We start from the raw sequence: 17,409 nt of genomic DNA on the forward strand, positions 1-17,409 counted from the left end.
AACGCAGGCATCACCTTATGCGAAGGCCGGCCAGCTCCCGGATGCGGCTCAGATAAGCCTGCTCGTCGGGCGGCCGACCGGCCCGCTGCGCTTCCCACAGGGCCTCGGCCAGGCGTTCGATGATTTGATGTTCCGCGTCGTGGGGCGAGCTCAGGCGCGCCGCCAGGGCCTCGAACGCGGCCCGGATGCCGGGCGGGCGATCGGTACCGATCTGGTCCCGGACCGCCAGGTGCAGGCCCATGTGCAGGAACGGGTTGGACTGGCCGCCCTCGGGCCGGTAGTCGCGGTCGAGCACGTTGTCCGGGTCTTCGAGCGCCGCCTGATATTCAGGATGGAGCGCGACCACGTCGGCGATCTGCGCCTCGAGCGGTTCCATGGGAATGCCCTCGCGCTGCTTGCGCCAGGCGTTGATGTACATCTGGCGCAGCTGGTCGCGGGATTGGGTGTCGAAGATCGGCATGCGTCGATTCTAGCGGGTTCAGGGCAAGGTGACCCGATACAGCGGGCCGCTGGAGCCTGTCAGGGAATAAGCGACGCCGTCGGCAGCGTGTCCAGCCACTCGGGGTCAGATGAGATGGCGCCGTGTCAATTCCGTCGACATCCGCCATAACTTCGTTGCCATCGCCCGATCGGTTTGTTGTTTGCTCTGAGGCGCTGGATTGCAATCGGCGAAGTATTCGCCATTGACCTGAGCCAATGACGGCTGAGTGGCGACATAACAAACCGTCGCTGCCCCTTGCGTCGGCGACTTCAGATTCGGTGGCGTCGCGCTCGCGGGCAGGTCGCGCCGGATGTTTGTATCCACCGGTCCCGGCGTCAGGCAGTTGGACGTCGCGCGAGTCCTGGCGAGGCGCTGGGACAGCTCCAGTGAAAACAGGCCGTTGGCAAGTTTCGAATGCGCGTAGCCGCGGCGATACCAGTCGCGGCCGGAGAGATCGTTGAACTGAATGCCGCCTTCGGGCGCGTCGCGATGATTGCCGCTGCCCACCACGACCACGCGGCCCTGCGCGGCCGACGTGACACGATCGAGCAGTCGCTGGGTGAGAATGAAATGGCCGAGATGATTGACGACGAATTGTTTCTCGATGCCGTTCACCTGCTGCCAGTCGCCGAGAATGATGCCGGCGTTGAGGATCAGCATGTCGATGTTGACGTTCAGGGTGCGAATGACATTGGCGCAGGCCACGACGGAATCGAAGTCCGTCAGTTCCAGTGCGACCGGCGTCGTTTTGCCGCTGACTTTGCCGCAGGCTTCTTTGCCCTTTTCGAGCGTGCGAGCCGTGCCGATGACATGAGCGCCGCGGCGTGCGAGGACGCGCATGGTTTCGAAGCCGATGCCGGAGTTGCAGCCGGTCACAACGGCTGTTTTGCCGGTGAGATTCAGGCCGGCGGTGACTTCGTCCGCAGTGGAGTCGCGGTTGAACTCACTGTGCGGCGTCTCGGCGTCAGCGCCGATGGGCAGTTGAACGGCGATACCTGCGAGCGCGGCCCGGTAGATGAACGTACGTCGCTGCATCAGGCGCGTTTCTTTCGCAGCTTCCGAGTGAGCTTGGCCTTGGTCGCGGCGACCGTCGGTTTCGTAACCGCGCGCTTGGGTTTGGGCGGCGCGAAGATACTGCGCTTCTCCGGTTTGGTTTCCGGGGGCGTCTTCTCTTTGTACTCACACAAGTCGAGGATCACGCACTCCGGGCACTTCGGTTTGCGTGCGATACACGTGTAGCGTCCGTGCAGGATCAGCCAGTGGTGAGCGTCGTGCGCGAACTCGGGCGGCACGACTTTCACCAGATGATCTTCGACCGTGCGCACGTTGTCGCCCGGTGCCAGGCCGGTGCGGTTCGAGACGCGAAAGATATGTGTATCGACGGCGATGGTCGGATGGCCGAATGCCGTGTTCAAAATCACGTTCGCGGTCTTGCGGCCGACGCCGGGCAGCGCCTCCAGCGCCTCGCGTGATTCGGGAACCTCGCCGCCGTGCTGCTCGACCAGGATGCGACAGGTCGCGATCACGTTCTTGGCCTTGGTGTTGAACAGACCGATGGTCTTGATGTACTTCGACAGGCCTTCGACACCGAGGTCCAGGATGGCTTGCGGCGTGTTCGCATGTTTATACAACTCGCGCGTGGCGAGATTGACGCTCTTGTCGGTGGCCTGCGCCGACAGGATCACCGCGATCAGCAGCTCGAACGGCTTGGAATATTCCAGCTCGGTGGTCGGCTTGGGATTGGCGGCCTTGAGGCGCTCGAACATCGCGACGATTTTTTTTCGGTTCATGATTTCGTGGAATGGCGGGCGGCTGTCCAGTTGCGCGCGGCGATCAACAGGCCCAGGGAGATGAAGGCGCCGGGCGGCAGCATCGCGAGCAGGAAGCCCATGTCGACGCTGAACACTTTGACTTCGAGCCGGTCCGCCCAATGGCCCAGCAGTGCGCCGGCACCACTGAGCAGCGAGCCGCGGCCGACGAGTTCGCGAGCGAAGCCCAGCGCCATCAAGGTCAGTGCGATGCCGAGCGCGATGCGCAGGCTGCGGATGAGCGCCATGCCGCGATCTGCGGCTGGTGTTTGTATCTGATCGATGACGACGATGTTGACCGCCAGTAACGGCAGGAACACGCCGAACGACGCGCCCAGGTCGTGAAACCAGGCGCGCATGAAGAGCTCAGCGGCGGTGACGAGCCCGGCCGTGACGAGCAGGCTTGCGGGAAGCACGATGGCGTCGTCGAGCCAGCGACGGATGGTATTGAGCAGCAGCGTCGCCAGAGGAAATATTGCGAGCACCAGGACGCTGAAGGCGAGCGCTTTGACGACCGTGTCGCTGACCGCGAGCAAGGGGCACAACGCCAGGAGTTGCAGCGTGCTGCTGAACGCGCGGTCACGCACTGAAGATGAAGGTGCTTTGCCCGTCGCGCCCGGCGTCACGATGCTGTCGTTAGATGATGGCGTGCCCGTCGCGCCCGGCGTTTCGCTGCTGATGTTGGACGATGGCGTGCCGGTCGCGCCCGGCGTGACGATGCTGTCATTGGGTGGCCGCGTGCTCATCGTGGCTTGCCATCCTGATACAACCGGTCCTCGTTGCCTTGATAGAACTCCAGCGTGCGACGCACGGCCTTCACGATGGCTCGCGGCGTGATCGTCGCGCCCGTGAACGCGTCGAAGTCGCCGCCATCCCGGCGCACCGTCCAGCGTTGCTGTGGCGGCTGGGTCAGTGACAGGCCGCGAAACCTGTCGAGCCAGCCGGCATCGCGATTCTCGAACGCGTCGCCGAGCCCCGGTGTTTCATTGTGACGAATGACCTGCACGCCGATCAGCTGACCGCCCGGCGCGATCGCCACCAGCAATTCCAGCGGGCCGCGATAGCCGTCGGGCGCGACGGAGCGAATGGCTACGGCCACTGGCAATCCGTCCTTTCGCAGTCGATAGGCAACGACCGGGGCTGCGCCCAATAAATCGGGTGCGGTGACTTCAGTAGTATCGGTGAGCGGGTCGTTGTCGTAACTCTCCGGAGGGACGAGAGCGTCCAGGTGCTGTTTGATCCACGCCTGTTGATTGTGAGCGATGCGGTCACGGGTGACGTTGGCGAAGATCACGAGGCCGACCGTGAGCACGACCGCGATGACGACGAGCGCCGCCGTCGGCATCACGATGTTGCGCTTGTCAGCGGGCGTGGCCATAGACGCGTGGAATCGTGTAGCGGTCGATGAGTGGCACCGACAGATTCATCAGCAACACCGCGAAGGCGACCCCGTCGGGATAGCCGCCCCAGGTGCGAATGACGTAGGTCAGCACGCCGATGCCCGCGCCGTAGATCAACCGGCCGCGATCGCTGGTGGCCGCCGAGGTCGGGTCGGTGGCGATGAAGAATGCGCCCAACAGGCTCGCGCCGGACGTGAGATGAAAGATCGGACCGGCGTACGCGCCCGGATCGACCATGTACATCAGCGACGCGCAAACGACGATGGCACTGAGCATGGCGACCGGGATGTGCCAGCGAATGATGTGCAAGGCGTACAGAACGATGCCGCCGGCCAGTGTCGCCAGATTGATCCATTCCCAGCCGCGTCCGCCGAGCGCACCGAAGACCGGCGCCGCCTGGGCCTCGGCCATGGTCATGCCCATCTTCAAATGGGTTCGTAACGCATCGAGTGGCGTGGGCGACGTCACCGCGTCCCAGGTGAGTCGCGATGGGAGCGAGCCGGTGAGAATGGTTTGCAAGGTCTCGCCGATGGAAAGCCTGGTTTGTTCGATGTCCATGCCTGAAGGCGGCAGCCATTGCAGCAGCTGCACGGGAAACGAAACCAGCAGCACGGCGTAGCCGACCATCGCGGGATTGAAAGGATTGCGCCCGAGCCCACCATATAAATGTTTCGCCAGCAGAATGGCGAACGCCGTGCCACTCACCACCAGCCACCACGGCGCGAGTGGCGGCAGGCACAGCGCCAGCAGTACCGCCGTGACAATGGCGCTGCCGTCTTTCAAGAAGGGCTCGATCGGCTTCTGTCGAAGCCGCAACGCCAGCGCTTCCGTCAGCAGCGCCGTCGCCGCTCCGAGTGCGATCTGCACCAACAAGCCCACGCCGAAGAACACGACGTGCAACGCCACCGTCGGCACCAGCGCATATAAAACGATGCGCATGACCCGCCCGACGCTGTCGTGAGCGACTACATGCGGCGCGGGTGCGGTGGGAAAAGTCATGTGGAGGAGGGCTCGCCTTTGGGCCGTCGCTTTTCCGCCAGTTTCGCACGATGTTCGGCTTCGAGGCGCGCCAGGCGTTCGTTGCGGGAGTGGAAGCGGGCGCGGGCGGCGTCGGCGGTGAGGTGAGCGTCGAGCTCGCGAGCGAGCAGGGGCTTGGCCTCACGGAAACGTTCGGCGAGCGGGATCTGGCTCGGGCACACGTAATCGCAGCAGCCGCATTCGATGCAGTCGAGCAGGCCATGACGTGAGAGTTGCTCGCTGTCGAACGGTTGCAGGTACCAATGCAATTGCTGAGGCAGCAGGAACGCGGGGCACGCCTGCGAGCAGTTGCCACAGCGAATGCAGGGCATCTCCGGACCGCGCGGCTGCAGATCGAGCGCGGAGGCGGCGATGATGCAGTTGGTCGCTTTCACGACCGGCAGATCGTCGTGAGGCAACGAGGTGCCCATCATCGATCCGCCCATGATCAATCGTGACATGCGTTCGGTGTAGCCACCGCTGTCGGCGATGAGGCTGGAGAACGGTGTGCCGATGCGCGTTTCCCAATTGCCGGCTTCGCTCACGCCGTCGCCCGTGACGGTCACGATGCGACTCACCAACGGCTGTCCATCGCGAATCCAGCGGGCGATGGCGGCGGCGGTACCGACGTTCTGGCAAACGACGCCGATGTCCGCGGGAAAACCGTCGTGAGGCACTTCGACGCCGAACACCGTCGCAATCAGTTGTCGCTCGCCACCGGCAGGATAAATGGCCGGCACGACTTTGATTCGAATCCGGGCATCGGCCGCCTTCTCGATGGCGAGTCGTAACGCGGTCTGCGCTTCCGGAACGTCGTCTTCGATCGCGATCGTGCAGTTCGGCGCGCACAGCGCGTGGAGCAAGGCCCGCGCCCCGAACACGATGTCGTCGGCGCGCTCGCGCATCAGCATTTCGTCACAACTGATGTAGGGCTCGCACTCAGCGCCATTGAGCAGGAGCTGCGGGCCGTTCTCGCACAACGAGCTTTCGAGCTTGTTCGCTGTTGGAAACGCCGCGCCACCCAATCCAACGATGCCACCACGCGCGATGTGCTCACACGCTTCGGCGGGTGATATTTGTTCGAAGGAAACAACGGCCGCGGCATTGTCGAAACGCTCGTCCCGGCCGTCGTTGGCGATCACGATGCTCATCGTCGGCGCGCCGAGGCGATGCGGTGCCGGCCTCGGTTCAATGGCAAGCACTTCGCCCGACACGGGCGAGTGCAACCACGCACTGATCCCAGGCGCGGGTTGCGCGATCGGTTGAAACATTCGAACGCGATCCGCGGGTTTCACCAGCGGCAGGGCAGGCAGGCCGGAGTGCTGGTCGAGCGGAATCACATAACGCTCGATCAGGCGCGCCGCACGAACCGATGCCTTGGTGGAGCGCCGTTTGTGCGCCTCGATGCGCAGACCGCCGGTGAGGAGCTCCGTCGTGGTCATCGTGCGGGCGCCGGCTGCATCACGATGCAATCGACCGGGCAGGGCGGAATGCACAGCTCACATCCCGTGCAGTCCGCGGCGATCACCGTGTGCATGTAACGAGACGCGCCGACGATGGCATCGACGGGGCAGGCTTGAATGCACTTGGTGCAACCGATGCAGGACTCTTCTTTGATGAAGGCAACCGCAGGATAGTCGGGGACGACGCCGTATTCCTTGCCGACCGGTTTGGGCGCCACGCCCATGAGGCTTGCCAGCGCTTGCGCCGTGCGCTCGCCGCCGGGCGGACATTGGTTGATATCGGCTGCGCCTTGCGCAATGGCTTCAGCATACGGGCGGCAACCCTCGAACGTGCAGCGACGACATTGAGTCTGCGGCAGCAGGGCGTCGATGCGATCGACCAACGCGATCTCCCTGGGCGCGCCGCGCGTGGCGACAGTCGCCACGCCCGCCAGCGCGGCGAGAATGATGACTGTGAGCAGCGCGGTAATCATTCCTGAATCAGCCCGGTGAACCCCATGAACGCCAGCGCCATGATGCCGACACTGACCAGCGCGAGCGGCGCGTCCCGAAACACGCTGGGCACCTCGGCATGCTGTAAACGTTCGTGCATGGCCGCGAACGCCAGCATCAGAAATCCCAAGGCTGCCGCCATCGCGATGGAGAATGACACGGCGTCGACGATGTTCTGCATCCGTGCGTCCACTATCAGGGCGATGCCGAGGACGGCGGAGTTGGTGGTCACTAGCAGCGTGAAGCCGGGACGTTGCGGTTGCAGGCGACTGTTGCGTCGGAGCACGAATTCAACCAGCGGCACCACGGCCACGGCGACCACCACGAATACAAACGTTCGCAGATAGCCGAGCTCATTCGGGTCCAGCAGCCAGTTCGACAGCGCCCAGGTGATGGTGGCGACGGCCGGCACGGCGAGCAACGATGCGATGGCCAGTCCCTGCGCGCCCTTGAAGGTACTCGTGACGGCCTCGAAAGGCCGCCACGAGGGCATGCGCGTCAGCGCCATCACGTTGACCAGGACGGCGCTGAGCAGGATGAGCAAGAGCGCTGACATGGTTTCAGCGAGGCCGCCGCGTTGCTATTTCACCTTCATGCCTGCGGTCGCGCCGCTGTCGGGCGAGAGCAGGAAGATATCTTTGCCGCCCGGGCCCGCGGCCAGCACCATGCCTTCGGACGTGCCGAAGCGCATCTTGCGCGGCTTCAGGTTCACCAGGACCAGCGTGAAGCGCCCGACCAGCTGCTCGGGCGCGTACGCCGAGCGAATGCCGGAGAACACGGTGCGCTGACTGTCGCCCACGTCCAGCGTGAGCTTCAGCAACTTGTCCGAGCCCTCGACGCCTTCGGCCGCCAGGACCTTGGCGATGCGCAGGTCGATCTTGGCGAAGTCTTCGATGCCGATTTCACCGACCGCCTCGTCGGCGGCCGTTTTGGTTTCAACCTTGGCGGGCGTGGTGGATGCGACGGTCGTGGCTTTCGCGGCGGGCTTCACTTGCGGCTCGCCGGTATCGAACAGCGCTTCCAGCTGTTTCGGGTCGACGCGCTGGAGCAAATGTTCGTACTGACCGATCTCATGACCCGCCGGCAGCCACTGATGCTGACCCCAGCGCATCTGCTCGTCGGTGAGGCGCAGGAAGCTCTGCACCTTGCGCGCCGTTTCCGGCAGCACCGGTGTCAGCAGCACGGTGAGGTACCAGAAGAAGTTCAGGCTGGTCGAGCAGACCTGATGCAGGCGCTGTTCTTCGCCCGGCACCTTCGCCAGTTCCCACGGCTTCGCCGAGTCGATGTATTGATTCACGCGGTCGAGCAGCGCGCCGATCTCGCGCATCGCCTTGCCGAACTCGCGGCCTTCATACAGTTCGCCGATGCGATTCCAGCATTCGCGGTCGCTGACGAAGTCCTGCTGCAACTGTTGAGCGGCCGGGTCGAGCGCACCGAGCCTGCCGGCGAAGCGTTTGGTGATGAAGCCGGCGCAACGGCTGGCAATGTTCACGTATTTGCCGACCAGGTCCGAGTTCACGCGCGCGACGAAGTCCTCGGGATTGAACTCGATGTCCTCGACGTACGCGTTGAGCTTGGCGGCGAGGTAATAACGCAGCCACTCGGGATTCATGCCGAGATCCAGGTAGCGCACCGGGCTCAAGCCGGTGCCGCGCGACTTCGACATCTTCGCGCCACCGATCTGGATGAAGCCGTGCACGTACACGTTGTCTGGAATCTTGCGACCCGCGAACTTCAGCATCGCCGGCCAGAACAGCGTGTGGAAATAGATGATGTCCTTGCCGATGAAATGGATCTGCTGGACATCGTCCGCGGTGATGAACTGCTCGAACGTGCGCGGCTCGCCGTTCGCCTTCGCCTTGCCGGTGGTGAAGTAGTTCTTCAGCGACGCGAGATAGCCGACCGGCGCGTCCAGCCATACATAGAAATATTTGCCCGGCGCGTCCGGAATCGGAATGCCGAAGTAGGGCGCGTCGCGCGAGATGTCCCAGTCACCCAGTTCTTGCTCGCCCTTGCCGCTGAGCCATTCGCCGGCCTTGTTGGCGACCGAGGGCTGCAAACGTTTGGTCCACTCGGTGAGGAACTCCACACAGCGCGGGTCGGACAGCTTGAAAAAGAAATGATCCGAGGTCTTGCGCACCGGCGTGGCGCCGGACAGCGTCGAGTAGGGATTGATCAGATCGGTCGGCGCGTAGACGGAGCTGCAGTTCTCGCAGGCGTCGCCGTACTGGTCCTTGGCGTGACAGTTCGGGCACTCGCCTTTGATGTAACGATCGGCCAGGAACATGTTCTTCACCGGATCGAAGAACTGCTCGACCGGCTCGTGATAGATCAGATCGTTGGCCCTGAGGGCGCGATAGATCTCCTGGGACAGCTCGGTGTTCTCGGGCGAGTGGGTCGAGTGCCAGTTGTCGAAGCTCAGCAGGAAGCCGTTCAGCGAGCGCGGGCGGCCGGCGGCGATGCGCCCGACCAGCTCCTCCGGCGTGATCCGCTCGGCCTCGGCCTTGAGCATGATGGGAGCGCCATGCGCGTCGTCCGCGCCCATCCAGTGGACCTTGTGCCCCTGCAAGCGCTGGAACCGCACCCAGATATCGGCCTGGATGTACTCCATGATGTGACCGATGTGGAACGGTCCATTGGCGTACGGCAGGGCGGTCGTGACGAAATAATTACGAGGTGCGGCAGTCATTTAGCGCAAATCGGGCGGCGGCAAAGGGCGGAAATTATGCCACGGAAGGCGGCGGGCGACGCGTCGCCTTGGCTATGCGGTAACGCCGCCCTCTGTTCATGCCGCGGCGCTGGCCCGGAGGAACGGGTCGGCTTGGCTATGCGATAACGCGGCTATTCTTGAATGGTGCCGCGCTGGCCCGGAAACAAGTCTTTGCGGGCGACGCAAGGACCGGTCCCTTGGCGGCCTTGCGCGGGCGCCAAGGGCGCCGTGCAAGCAAGGCAGTGAGAAAACCTCCGCGGCTGGGGCGGGCCGCCGCGCGGCGTCAGCCCACGTCCTTGTACTGCTCGAACTTCGCCTTGTTGATGGCCTTCTGGTAGGCGTGTTTGCCGCTGATGACGGCTTTCTCGAGCAGGTCCTGGATGGCGCTGTCCATCAGGCGCATGCCGAAGGCGGCACCGCTTTGCATGGCGTTCTCGAGCTGGTCGAGCTTGCCCTGGCGGATCAGGTTGGCGACGGCCGGGGTGTTCACCAGGATTTCGTGGGCGGCGACGCGGCCGGGCTTGCCGGCGCGGGGGATCAGCTGCTGCGAGATCACGCCTCGAAGCGAGGTTGAAAGCATGGCTCGTACGTGCGACTGCTTATCCGCGGGGAACGCATTCACGATGCGGTCGACCGTCGGCGCGGCGCCGTTGGTGTGCAGGGTGCCCATCACCAGAATGCCCATCTCGGCCGCGGTCACCGCGATGCTCATGGTTTCGTAGTCGCGTAACTCGCCGACCAGAATCACATCGGGATCTTCACGCAACGCCGAGTGCAGCGCTTCGGCGAACGACGGGCTGTGCGTGCCGATCTCGCGCTGGCTCACCAGGCAGTTCTTGCGTTGATGCACGAATTCGATGGGGTCTTCGATGGTCAGGATGTGACCTTTCAAGCGCGCGTTCATGTCGTCGATCATCGCGGCCAGCGTGGTCGACTTGCCCGAGCCGGTCTTGCCGGTCACCAGGATCAGGCCATTGTTCACTTTGCACAGATTGCGGATCGCATCCGGCGCATTGAGCTGATCCAGCGTCAGGGCCTTGGACGGAATGGCCCGGCACACGCAGCCGAATCCATACAAATGCCGCATGACGTTGACGCGAAAGCGCGAGACGCCGGGAATGATGTACGCGAAGTCGGCGCCATGTTTTTCTTCCAGGCGCAGCAGCGCGGCGCGCGGCATGATCTCTTTCAATGTTTCTTCGACGAACTGCGGCGCCAGCGGCTCGGGCCGCAGGTTGTGCAGCTCGCCGTACAGCCGGATGCGCGGCGGATCGCCGGCGATGAAGTGCAGGTCCGAGCCGTTCTTGCTCAGCACTTCCTTCAGGAATTCGTCGATCTTACGCGGCACATACGTGCTCTGCGTGGCGGCGACTTGGCTGGATTCTGTACTCATTTGATACTCGGGATCGGGCATCCTGCCACGACCCTGGTGCGAGACTGGCAAAAAGGCGTGACTTTTTGCCGCTCGCCGCCGCCTGTGGCGGCGGGGTACATCCATGTACCCACAGGGGTAGTTGAATGCCGCTGCATGGTCAGCCCGGGGCCAGATCGAGCTTGGGCAATACGCTGGTGTCGGTGACGAAGCGCGCGAACAGTTTTTTATCGTTCGCGTACACGTAGGCGTCGTCGGGATCGATTTCCTTGGCCTGCACGTTGGCGAGCAGCGACTGATCGAGCATCTGCATCCCCAAGTCCTTGCCCATCTGCAGCTGCGAGGGAATCTGGTGGGTCTGGTCGGTCTGGATCAGCTTGCCGATCGCGCGGGTGACCACCATGATTTCGCAGATCGCCTTGCGGCCGCGCTGGTCGGCGGTTTTCACCAGCACCTGCGTGACCACGGCGATCAGGCTGTTCGCCAGGAACGCCTTGGTCTGTTCGCGCTCGTCGGCCGGCAAGGCGTCGACGACGCGGTCGATGGTCTTCACCGCGCCGGTCGTATGCAGCGTGCCGAGCACGAGGTGGCCGGTTTCGGCGGCGGTCATCGCCCAGCGGATGGTATCGGCATCGCGCAACTCGCCGACCAGGATCACGTCGGGATCTTCACGCATGGCGGCGCGCACGCCTTCGGAGAAGGACGGCAGGTGCGTGTTCAACTCACGCTGGATGACCTGGCTTTGTTTGCTCTTGTGCACGAACTCGATCGGATCTTCCAGGCTGATGATGTTTAGCCGGCGGGTCGAGTTGAGGTAATCGATCATGGCCGCAAGCGTGGTCGACTTGCCGGTGCCGGTGGAGCCGGTGACCAGGATCATGCCCTGGTGGTTGTCGCACAGCTTCTTGACGATGGGCGGCAGCGACAGCCGATCGATGGTCGGCACGTCGGACGGAATGGCCCGGAACGTCGCGCCCACGCCGGTTTCCTTGCGGAATACGTTGACGCGGAAACGGCCGCCGTTGCCCGAGACGTACGAGAAGTCGACGTCATGGCCCCGGCGCAGCTGTTCCTGATGCGCGCGACTCATGATCTCGACGATGTAGCCTTCCAGTTCGGCCTGGCTCAGGTCGCGGAATTTGATCGGCAACAGGTCGCCATGCATTCGCAACATGGGCGGCAGGCCGACCGCGAAATGAATGTCGGAGCACCCTTGATCGGTGCCGAGCTTGAGAAAGGCGTCTATTCGGGCCATGCAAAGAACTTGAGGTCCGTGGCGGGCGGGAGCCTACCGTGTAAGGGCGGGTCGCCGCCACTCAGATTCAGACCAACGGGCCGTGGCGGGCGATCAGTGGTCAGGCCCGCGCCGTCAGAAATCCGGCGCGAGGTCAGGGAATCGCTCAGGCGAGCGCTTGTTCCAGCGCCAGCCGCAGCTCGTCCATGCTCTGGAAGCGCTTGGTTTTGTCCACCGCCATGGCCTTGCTGACCAGCTCGGACAGCGGCCGCGGCAGCTGCGGGTTGACCTCGATGGCCGACTTCGCCTTGCCCTGCACGTGCTGGTACATGACCGACATGTGGTCGCCGCGGCTGTAGGGCGGCACGCCGGTGATCATCTCGTACATGATCACGCCGACGCTGTAGATGTCGGCGCGGTCGTCCACTTTCTTGCCGAGAATCTGCTCGGGCGCCATGTATTTCGGCGAGCCGATCACATAGCCGGTCTTGGTGAGCTGCGTGTCGCCTTCCTTCTGCGCGGCGGCCACGCCGAAGTCCACGATCTTCAGCAGCCCTTCGTTGTTGATCAGGATGTTCGCGGGCTTCAAGTCACGATGCACGATGCCGGCGTGGTGGGCGACCGTCATGCCGGTGCAGATGTCGATGCCGTACTGAATCGCGCGCGGCAGGGCCAGCGGCTTCTCGTTGACGATTTCGCTGCCCAGCGTGTGCGACGGGAAGTACTCCATGGAAATGGCGTAGTTGCCGCGCATGTACAGGAAGTCGTAGATGCGGATGACGTTCTTGTGCGTGATCTTGCGCGAGTAGCGCAGCTCGTGCACGAATCGTTTCATCATCTCTTCGTCCTGCGCCACGTTCGGGTTCAGGAACTTCAGGATCAGCCGCTCCTCGACCACCGTGTCTTCCATCAGCAGCACGGTACCGAACGCGCCCTTGCCGATCTTCTCGATGAACTTGTAGCGGCCTTCGACCACGTCGCCCGGCTTGAGCGTGCCGATGTCGAGCTTGGCGGTGGCGGCGGCCGATTCCTCGGCCTTCTTGATCACCTGTTCGACGTCGCCGCGCTCGATGAGCAGCGTGCGCGCAGGTTCCGCGCCCATGGTTCGACCCGCACCACGCGCCGGCTCGGTGCCGGTGCGGCCGGCCTTGATGGCGGCGGCGACCGCGGTGCTGGAGTAACGCAGATCGATATCTTCGATGGCGCGGATGGCGGCATGCTCGATCGTTGGATCGGCGGCGTTGGAGCCCGCGGCCTGGATGTAACTGCGCACGGCATCGGCGCGCTTGTCGTCGGCGAGACGGGCGAGCGCGTTGATGGCCTCGACCTTGATCTCTTTCTCCGGCCGATCCAGCAGATGCACCAGCGATTCGATCACCCGCGTGTCGCCGAGCTTGCCGAGGGCGCGCGCGACGGTCGGCAGTGAGCGCGTGTTGTCTGTTTTCAGCAGATCCATCAGTGCCGGCACGGCCTTCTTGCTGCCGATTTCGGCGAGCGCATCGACGGCGCGTTCGCTGACCCACCAGTCCTTGTCCTTGGTGGCTTCGATCAGGAAGTTGATGGCGCGCTCGTCCTTGGTCTGATTCAGGATCTCGATGGCGGCGCGACGCACGTCCTCGTCTTCATCGCGAATCAGCTCGATGACGGCGTCGACGACGCGCGGGCCGCCGATCTTGCCGAGCGCATCGGCGGCGCGGGTGCGCACCCACCAGTCGTCGTCCTTGATGACCTGGAGCAGATGTTTGATGTCGTTGGCGGTGCCCAGATGGTTCAGCACTTCCACGCCGGCGCGGCGGGCGTACTCGTTCTCGTCCTTGAGCACCTCGATCAGATATTTCATCGTGTCCGGATCGTTCGCGCGCACCACCACGTCGATGGCGCGGTTGGCGACTTCCAGATCCGGGTCGCGCAACAGCTGACAGATCGGTCCGATGTTGAGCGGGCCGTCCATCTTCGACAGCGCGTTCAGCGCCGCTTGCCGAATCATCTTATTCGGATCGCGCAGCTGAGTCTGAATGGCCTGCGACACCTCGGGGCGGTTGAAGCGGGCCAGGATGTTGATGATGTGGATGCGCGCGACCGAGTCCTTGCCCTCGACGCGGCTGATCAGCTCGGGCAGCGCCGACTCGTCGGCCAGCTCGCCGACGATCTTGAAGAGCGCGGCCTTCTCGTTGGCTTCCTGGCTGTAGGCGTGCTGCAGCAGGTCGCGTACGGTGAAGCGGCCTTTCTGGCCGGCGATCACCTCCAGAATGGTCGGCTTGGGCATGTCGTCCCGGCCGAGCAGCTCGATCAGCAGGGCGGCGCTGTAGTTGCGGCTCGCGGCCAGCGCCTGGCCGATGGCCTGGATGGTGCGCGGGCTGCCCTCGACCATGCCCTGGACCAGGATGGGAAAGCTCTTGTTGTCGATCAGCTGGGTCAGGAGGTCGACGTAGACGGCCGTTTCCTTGCGATCGGCCACGGCCAGCGCGTCCAGGATCTTGGGAATGGCTCCGGGGCCGATCTTGACGAGCTTCTGTAGCGCTTTTTGCGAGTCGGGATGCAGCGGGTCCCCAATCCCGCGGATCTCGACGATCAGGCGCTCGGCTCTGAGATCGGAAAAAAAACTCATCTAGAAATCCGGTATCCGTTTCTTAGTAGGCGCAGCTGCCGTGCGCACTGCATATTGCCGCGCATTATGCCACGGCTGACGTGCAGCAAGTTCAGGTCGGGCATTTCCCCTCCAAAAGGACCATTCCACCATCGGCCGAAAGCCTCACGGCCTGGGCCCTGTTCCGGGGGGCAATCCGCTACAATCCGCGGCCCGCCGCCTTGCCCCGAACGGCTATTTCGATGAGCTCCAACACCACTGTGCACGAATCCGAGCTGCGCCAGCTACTGGGCGCGTACCAGGACCCCTATCTCGGTCTGACGCTGGAGCGCGCCGGTAGCCTCAAGACCGTTCAGGTCGCCAACGGCGACGCGGTCGTGGGCGTCGAATTGGGCTTTCCGGCCGGCCGCTATGCATTCGAGCTGGCCGCGGAGCTGGAGCGGCGGGCGCGGTCGCTGAGCTGGCTGAAACAGGTCAAGGTCAATGTCGGTTCGCGCATTGCTTCGCACAGCGTGCAGAACAACCTCAAGCCCATCCAGGGTATCCGAAACATCATCGTGGTGGCGTCCGGCAAGGGCGGCGTGGGCAAGTCCACGACCGCGGTCAACCTGGCGCTCGGGCTGGCCCATGATGGCGCGGCGGTCGGCCTGCTCGATGCCGACATCTACGGGCCGAGTCAGCCGCAGATGATGGGGCTGGCGGACCAGAAACCCACCAGCCCGGATCAGAAAACCATGATCGCGCCCGAGGCTTACGGCATCAAAGTGATGTCGATCGGGTTCCTGGTGGACGTGGAGCAGCCCATGGTCTGGCGCGGCCCCATGGTCACGCAGGCGCTGGTTCAGCTGCTGGAGACCACCCGCTGGGGCGAGCTGGACTATCTGATCGTCGACATGCCGCCGGGCACCGGTGACACGCAACTCACGCTGTCTCAGCGCGTGCCGGTCAGCGGCGCGGTGATCGTGACCACGCCGCAGGACATCGCCCTGCTGGATGCGCGCAAGGGGCTGCGAATGTTTCAGAAGGTCGCGGTCCCGGTGCTGGGCGTGGTCGAGAACATGAGCACGCACGTCTGTTCGAACTGCGGCTTCGAGGAACACATCTTCGGTGCCGGCGGGGGCCGCCGCATGGCCGAACAATATGGTGTCGAGCTGCTGGCCGAGCTACCGCTCGATATTCGAATTCGCGAGCAGGCCGATGGCGGCAAGCCCACCGTGGTCACCGAGCCCGACAGCAAGCTCGGCCGAGCCTATATCGACCTCGCCCGTCGCACGGCCGCGCGCCTGGTGGTCGCCGGGTTGCAACCGGCGGCCGCGTTTCCCAATATTTCGACCGAAGATACCTGAGCTACTATTCAAACATGAGCATCAAGTCTGATCGCTGGATTCGTCGCATGGCCGCGCAGGGCATGATCGAGCCGTTCGAAGCGGGGCAGGTTCGTACCGCCAATGGCGGCAAGATCATTTCTTATGGCACTTCGAGCTACGGCTACGACGTGCGCTGCGCGAGCGAGTTCAAGATCTTCACCAACATCAATTCGACCATCGTCGATCCGAAGGACTTCGATTCCAAGAACTTCGTCGATGTGATCTCGGACGTGTGCATCATCCCGCCGAACTCCTTCGCGCTGGCCCGCACCGTCGAGTATTTCCGCATTCCTCGCAACGTGCTGACCATCTGCCTCGGCAAGTCCACCTATGCCCGCTGCGGCATCATCGTGAACGTCACGCCGCTCGAGCCGGAATGGGAAGGCCACGTCACGCTCGAGTTCTCCAACACCACCAATCTGCCCGCGAAAATCTACGCCAACGAAGGCGTCGCGCAGATGCTGTTCCTCGAGTCCGACGAAGTCTGCGAGACCTCGTACAAGGATCGCGGCGGCAAATATCAGGGCCAGAAGGGTGTGACCCTGCCTCGCGCCTGAAGTCATGGCCTCCAGTCGTTCGGGGCGCCGCGGGTGAGACTGGCATCGGCGATCTCGGAAGGAACATTCGAGTGGGCCAGTGTTTGCACCACTCGGCCGCGTCCGACCATCGCGCCCGCGATGGCGGCGATCAGAGAAATGAGCATGGCGCCGAAAGTGATCCACGCGGCCTTGGTTGCTCCTTTTTGCGCCCGGTCCGCCATCGCCGGTAGCTGCGCGCGAGCACGTTCCATCATCTGAGCCGTGCCATCGCGTACCGCGGCGGCGGCGGCCTCCGGATTGTCCCTGGCAGCTTCGACTCGCTGCGACACTTCGGCCAGGCGTGCGCGAACTTCCTGCTCGGGCATGCCGGTCGCGGCGGCCAGCGTGCTGGCTGTACGCGGGTCATCGAGCCGCTGACGGATTTGCTGTACATCGCCGGCGGACAGATCCTCCATGCCCGCGACGGTGGCGCCGATCGTCTGACCGATGCCGCCGAAGAGACTGGATATTCCGCTCGCGACCAGTTGCACGCCGCTGCCCGCCAGCCAGAGCACGACTAGAAAACTCAGCACCCACACCAGCGCGCCTTCGAACGCGCCGGCGGCGCGATCGAACACCATGCCCAGGCGTGTCGCTGCCATTCCGCCTACAAACAGCGCGATCAATAGCGACAGGCCGCTCCATATCGCGGCGCCGGTGCCGAGCGTGCCGGCCTGAGTCCGTCCTGGATTGACCGCCGCGATGCCGATCGCGAGACCCAGTGCCGTAAGGAATAACAAGGTGCCCATCACGGTCAGCACACCGGCCCAGATGCCGCCCCAGGAAATCTTGAATCCTGCGACGGGTACGACATCGAGATGTTCGTGAACGATGGTGGCCATGACGCGATCTCCACAAGCGCTGTGTCTGTGCAATGGGTCGCAATCAAACAAGTTCCAC

The 17,409-nt window shown here is 63.7% G+C and carries 16 protein-coding genes; 2 read left to right on the forward strand and 14 right to left on the reverse strand.

Annotated features, from left to right (window positions below; genetic code table 11):
- Positions 1-10 precede the first annotated feature (10 nt).
- From EKO19_RS14930 to EKO19_RS14990, 13 genes are all read right to left on the reverse strand, one after another.
- Positions 11-460: a DUF1841 family protein gene (locus EKO19_RS14930; protein ID WP_129777166.1), complete on the reverse strand. Its 450-nt coding sequence runs from the start codon at positions 458-460 to the stop codon at positions 11-13.
- 105 nt (positions 461-565) lie between these two features.
- Positions 566-1,516: an SDR family NAD(P)-dependent oxidoreductase gene (locus tag EKO19_RS14935; RefSeq protein ID WP_129777167.1), complete on the reverse strand. Its 951-nt coding sequence runs from the start codon at positions 1,514-1,516 to the stop codon at positions 566-568.
- Complete coding sequence (gene nth / locus EKO19_RS14940; protein ID WP_129777168.1) at positions 1,516-2,271, reverse strand: endonuclease III; 756 nt, start codon at positions 2,269-2,271, stop codon at positions 1,516-1,518. Before nth ends, EKO19_RS14935 begins: the two co-directional genes overlap by 1 nt.
- On the reverse strand, positions 2,268-3,035 hold the full coding sequence (locus EKO19_RS14945; RefSeq protein WP_129777169.1) for an Rnf-Nqr domain containing protein: 768 nt from the start codon (positions 3,033-3,035) through the stop codon (positions 2,268-2,270). Before EKO19_RS14945 ends, nth begins: the two co-directional genes overlap by 4 nt.
- Positions 3,032-3,667: an electron transport complex subunit RsxG gene (rsxG, locus tag EKO19_RS14950; RefSeq protein WP_129777170.1), complete on the reverse strand. Its 636-nt coding sequence runs from the start codon at positions 3,665-3,667 to the stop codon at positions 3,032-3,034. The genes EKO19_RS14945 and rsxG overlap by 4 nt, the downstream gene beginning before the upstream one ends.
- Positions 3,651-4,688 (reverse strand): electron transport complex subunit RsxD, encoded by a 1,038-nt coding sequence (gene rsxD, locus EKO19_RS14955; protein ID WP_129777171.1) that lies wholly within the window; start codon positions 4,686-4,688, stop codon positions 3,651-3,653. The genes rsxG and rsxD overlap by 17 nt, the downstream gene beginning before the upstream one ends.
- Positions 4,685-6,148 carry an electron transport complex subunit RsxC gene (rsxC, locus tag EKO19_RS14960; RefSeq protein ID WP_129777172.1) on the reverse strand — a complete coding sequence of 488 codons (1,464 nt, stop codon included), beginning with the start codon at positions 6,146-6,148 and terminating at the stop codon, positions 4,685-4,687. The genes rsxD and rsxC overlap by 4 nt, the downstream gene beginning before the upstream one ends.
- Positions 6,145-6,642 (reverse strand): RnfABCDGE type electron transport complex subunit B, encoded by a 498-nt coding sequence (locus EKO19_RS14965; protein ID WP_129777173.1) that lies wholly within the window; start codon positions 6,640-6,642, stop codon positions 6,145-6,147. Before EKO19_RS14965 ends, rsxC begins: the two co-directional genes overlap by 4 nt.
- A complete protein-coding gene (locus EKO19_RS14970) occupies positions 6,639-7,217 on the reverse strand; it encodes an electron transport complex protein RnfA (protein WP_129777174.1) in 579 nt (192 codons plus the stop codon). The genes EKO19_RS14965 and EKO19_RS14970 overlap by 4 nt, the downstream gene beginning before the upstream one ends.
- A 24-nt stretch (positions 7,218-7,241) precedes the next feature.
- Positions 7,242-9,350: a methionine--tRNA ligase gene (gene metG / locus EKO19_RS14975; RefSeq protein WP_129777175.1), complete on the reverse strand. Its 2,109-nt coding sequence runs from the start codon at positions 9,348-9,350 to the stop codon at positions 7,242-7,244.
- A gap of 304 nt (positions 9,351-9,654) precedes the next feature.
- Positions 9,655-10,764 carry a type IV pilus twitching motility protein PilT gene (locus EKO19_RS14980; RefSeq protein ID WP_129777176.1) on the reverse strand — a complete coding sequence of 370 codons (1,110 nt, stop codon included), beginning with the start codon at positions 10,762-10,764 and terminating at the stop codon, positions 9,655-9,657.
- 139 nt (positions 10,765-10,903) lie between these two features.
- The gene (locus tag EKO19_RS14985; RefSeq protein WP_129777177.1) at positions 10,904-11,998 is read right to left on the reverse strand and encodes a type IV pilus twitching motility protein PilT; all 1,095 of its coding nucleotides are present in this window, start codon (positions 11,996-11,998) and stop codon (positions 10,904-10,906) included.
- 145 nt (positions 11,999-12,143) lie between these two features.
- Positions 12,144-14,585: a HEAT repeat domain-containing protein gene (locus EKO19_RS14990; RefSeq protein WP_129777178.1), complete on the reverse strand. Its 2,442-nt coding sequence runs from the start codon at positions 14,583-14,585 to the stop codon at positions 12,144-12,146.
- A 221-nt stretch (positions 14,586-14,806) separates the two neighbouring features.
- Between EKO19_RS14990 and apbC the strand changes: the two genes are divergently transcribed.
- Positions 14,807-15,910, forward strand: a complete 1,104-nt coding sequence (gene apbC / locus EKO19_RS14995; RefSeq protein WP_129777179.1) for an iron-sulfur cluster carrier protein ApbC — start codon at positions 14,807-14,809, stop codon at positions 15,908-15,910.
- A gap of 14 nt (positions 15,911-15,924) precedes the next feature.
- Positions 15,925-16,488, forward strand: a complete 564-nt coding sequence (gene dcd, locus EKO19_RS15000; RefSeq protein WP_129777180.1) for a dCTP deaminase — start codon at positions 15,925-15,927, stop codon at positions 16,486-16,488.
- A gap of 2 nt (positions 16,489-16,490) precedes the next feature.
- Here the strand turns inward: dcd and EKO19_RS15005 are convergent, their stop codons facing one another.
- On the reverse strand, positions 16,491-17,351 hold the full coding sequence (locus EKO19_RS15005; protein WP_129777181.1) for an MCP four helix bundle domain-containing protein: 861 nt from the start codon (positions 17,349-17,351) through the stop codon (positions 16,491-16,493).
- Between the last annotated feature and the right edge of the window lie 58 nt (positions 17,352-17,409).

Source organism: Peristeroidobacter soli (assembly GCF_004138485.1).
GTDB classification, from domain to species: Bacteria; Pseudomonadota; Gammaproteobacteria; order Steroidobacterales; family Steroidobacteraceae; genus Steroidobacter; species Steroidobacter soli.

What these genes read in the sequence shown, in the direction of transcription:
- EKO19_RS14930 (WP_129777166.1), bottom strand. Translation starts at nt 460, where the DNA reads ATGCCGATCTTCGACACCCAATCCCGCGACCAGCTGCGCCAGATGTAC.
- EKO19_RS14935 (WP_129777167.1), bottom strand. Translation starts at nt 1,516, where the DNA reads ATGCAGCGACGTACGTTCATCTACCGGGCCGCGCTCGCAGGTATCGCC.
- nth (WP_129777168.1), bottom strand. Translation starts at nt 2,271, where the DNA reads ATGAACCGAAAAAAAATCGTCGCGATGTTCGAGCGCCTCAAGGCCGCC.
- EKO19_RS14945 (WP_129777169.1), bottom strand. Translation starts at nt 3,035, where the DNA reads ATGAGCACGCGGCCACCCAATGACAGCATCGTCACGCCGGGCGCGACC.
- rsxG (WP_129777170.1), bottom strand. Translation starts at nt 3,667, where the DNA reads ATGGCCACGCCCGCTGACAAGCGCAACATCGTGATGCCGACGGCGGCG.
- rsxD (WP_129777171.1), bottom strand. Translation starts at nt 4,688, where the DNA reads ATGACTTTTCCCACCGCACCCGCGCCGCATGTAGTCGCTCACGACAGC.
- rsxC (WP_129777172.1), bottom strand. Translation starts at nt 6,148, where the DNA reads ATGACCACGACGGAGCTCCTCACCGGCGGTCTGCGCATCGAGGCGCAC.
- EKO19_RS14965 (WP_129777173.1), bottom strand. Translation starts at nt 6,642, where the DNA reads ATGATTACCGCGCTGCTCACAGTCATCATTCTCGCCGCGCTGGCGGGC.
- EKO19_RS14970 (WP_129777174.1), bottom strand. Translation starts at nt 7,217, where the DNA reads ATGTCAGCGCTCTTGCTCATCCTGCTCAGCGCCGTCCTGGTCAACGTG.
- metG (WP_129777175.1), bottom strand. Translation starts at nt 9,350, where the DNA reads ATGACTGCCGCACCTCGTAATTATTTCGTCACGACCGCCCTGCCGTAC.
- EKO19_RS14980 (WP_129777176.1), bottom strand. Translation starts at nt 10,764, where the DNA reads ATGAGTACAGAATCCAGCCAAGTCGCCGCCACGCAGAGCACGTATGTG.
- EKO19_RS14985 (WP_129777177.1), bottom strand. Translation starts at nt 11,998, where the DNA reads ATGGCCCGAATAGACGCCTTTCTCAAGCTCGGCACCGATCAAGGGTGC.
- EKO19_RS14990 (WP_129777178.1), bottom strand. Translation starts at nt 14,585, where the DNA reads ATGAGTTTTTTTTCCGATCTCAGAGCCGAGCGCCTGATCGTCGAGATC.
- apbC (WP_129777179.1), top strand. Translation starts at nt 14,807, where the DNA reads ATGAGCTCCAACACCACTGTGCACGAATCCGAGCTGCGCCAGCTACTG.
- dcd (WP_129777180.1), top strand. Translation starts at nt 15,925, where the DNA reads ATGAGCATCAAGTCTGATCGCTGGATTCGTCGCATGGCCGCGCAGGGC.
- EKO19_RS15005 (WP_129777181.1), bottom strand. Translation starts at nt 17,351, where the DNA reads ATGGCCACCATCGTTCACGAACATCTCGATGTCGTACCCGTCGCAGGA.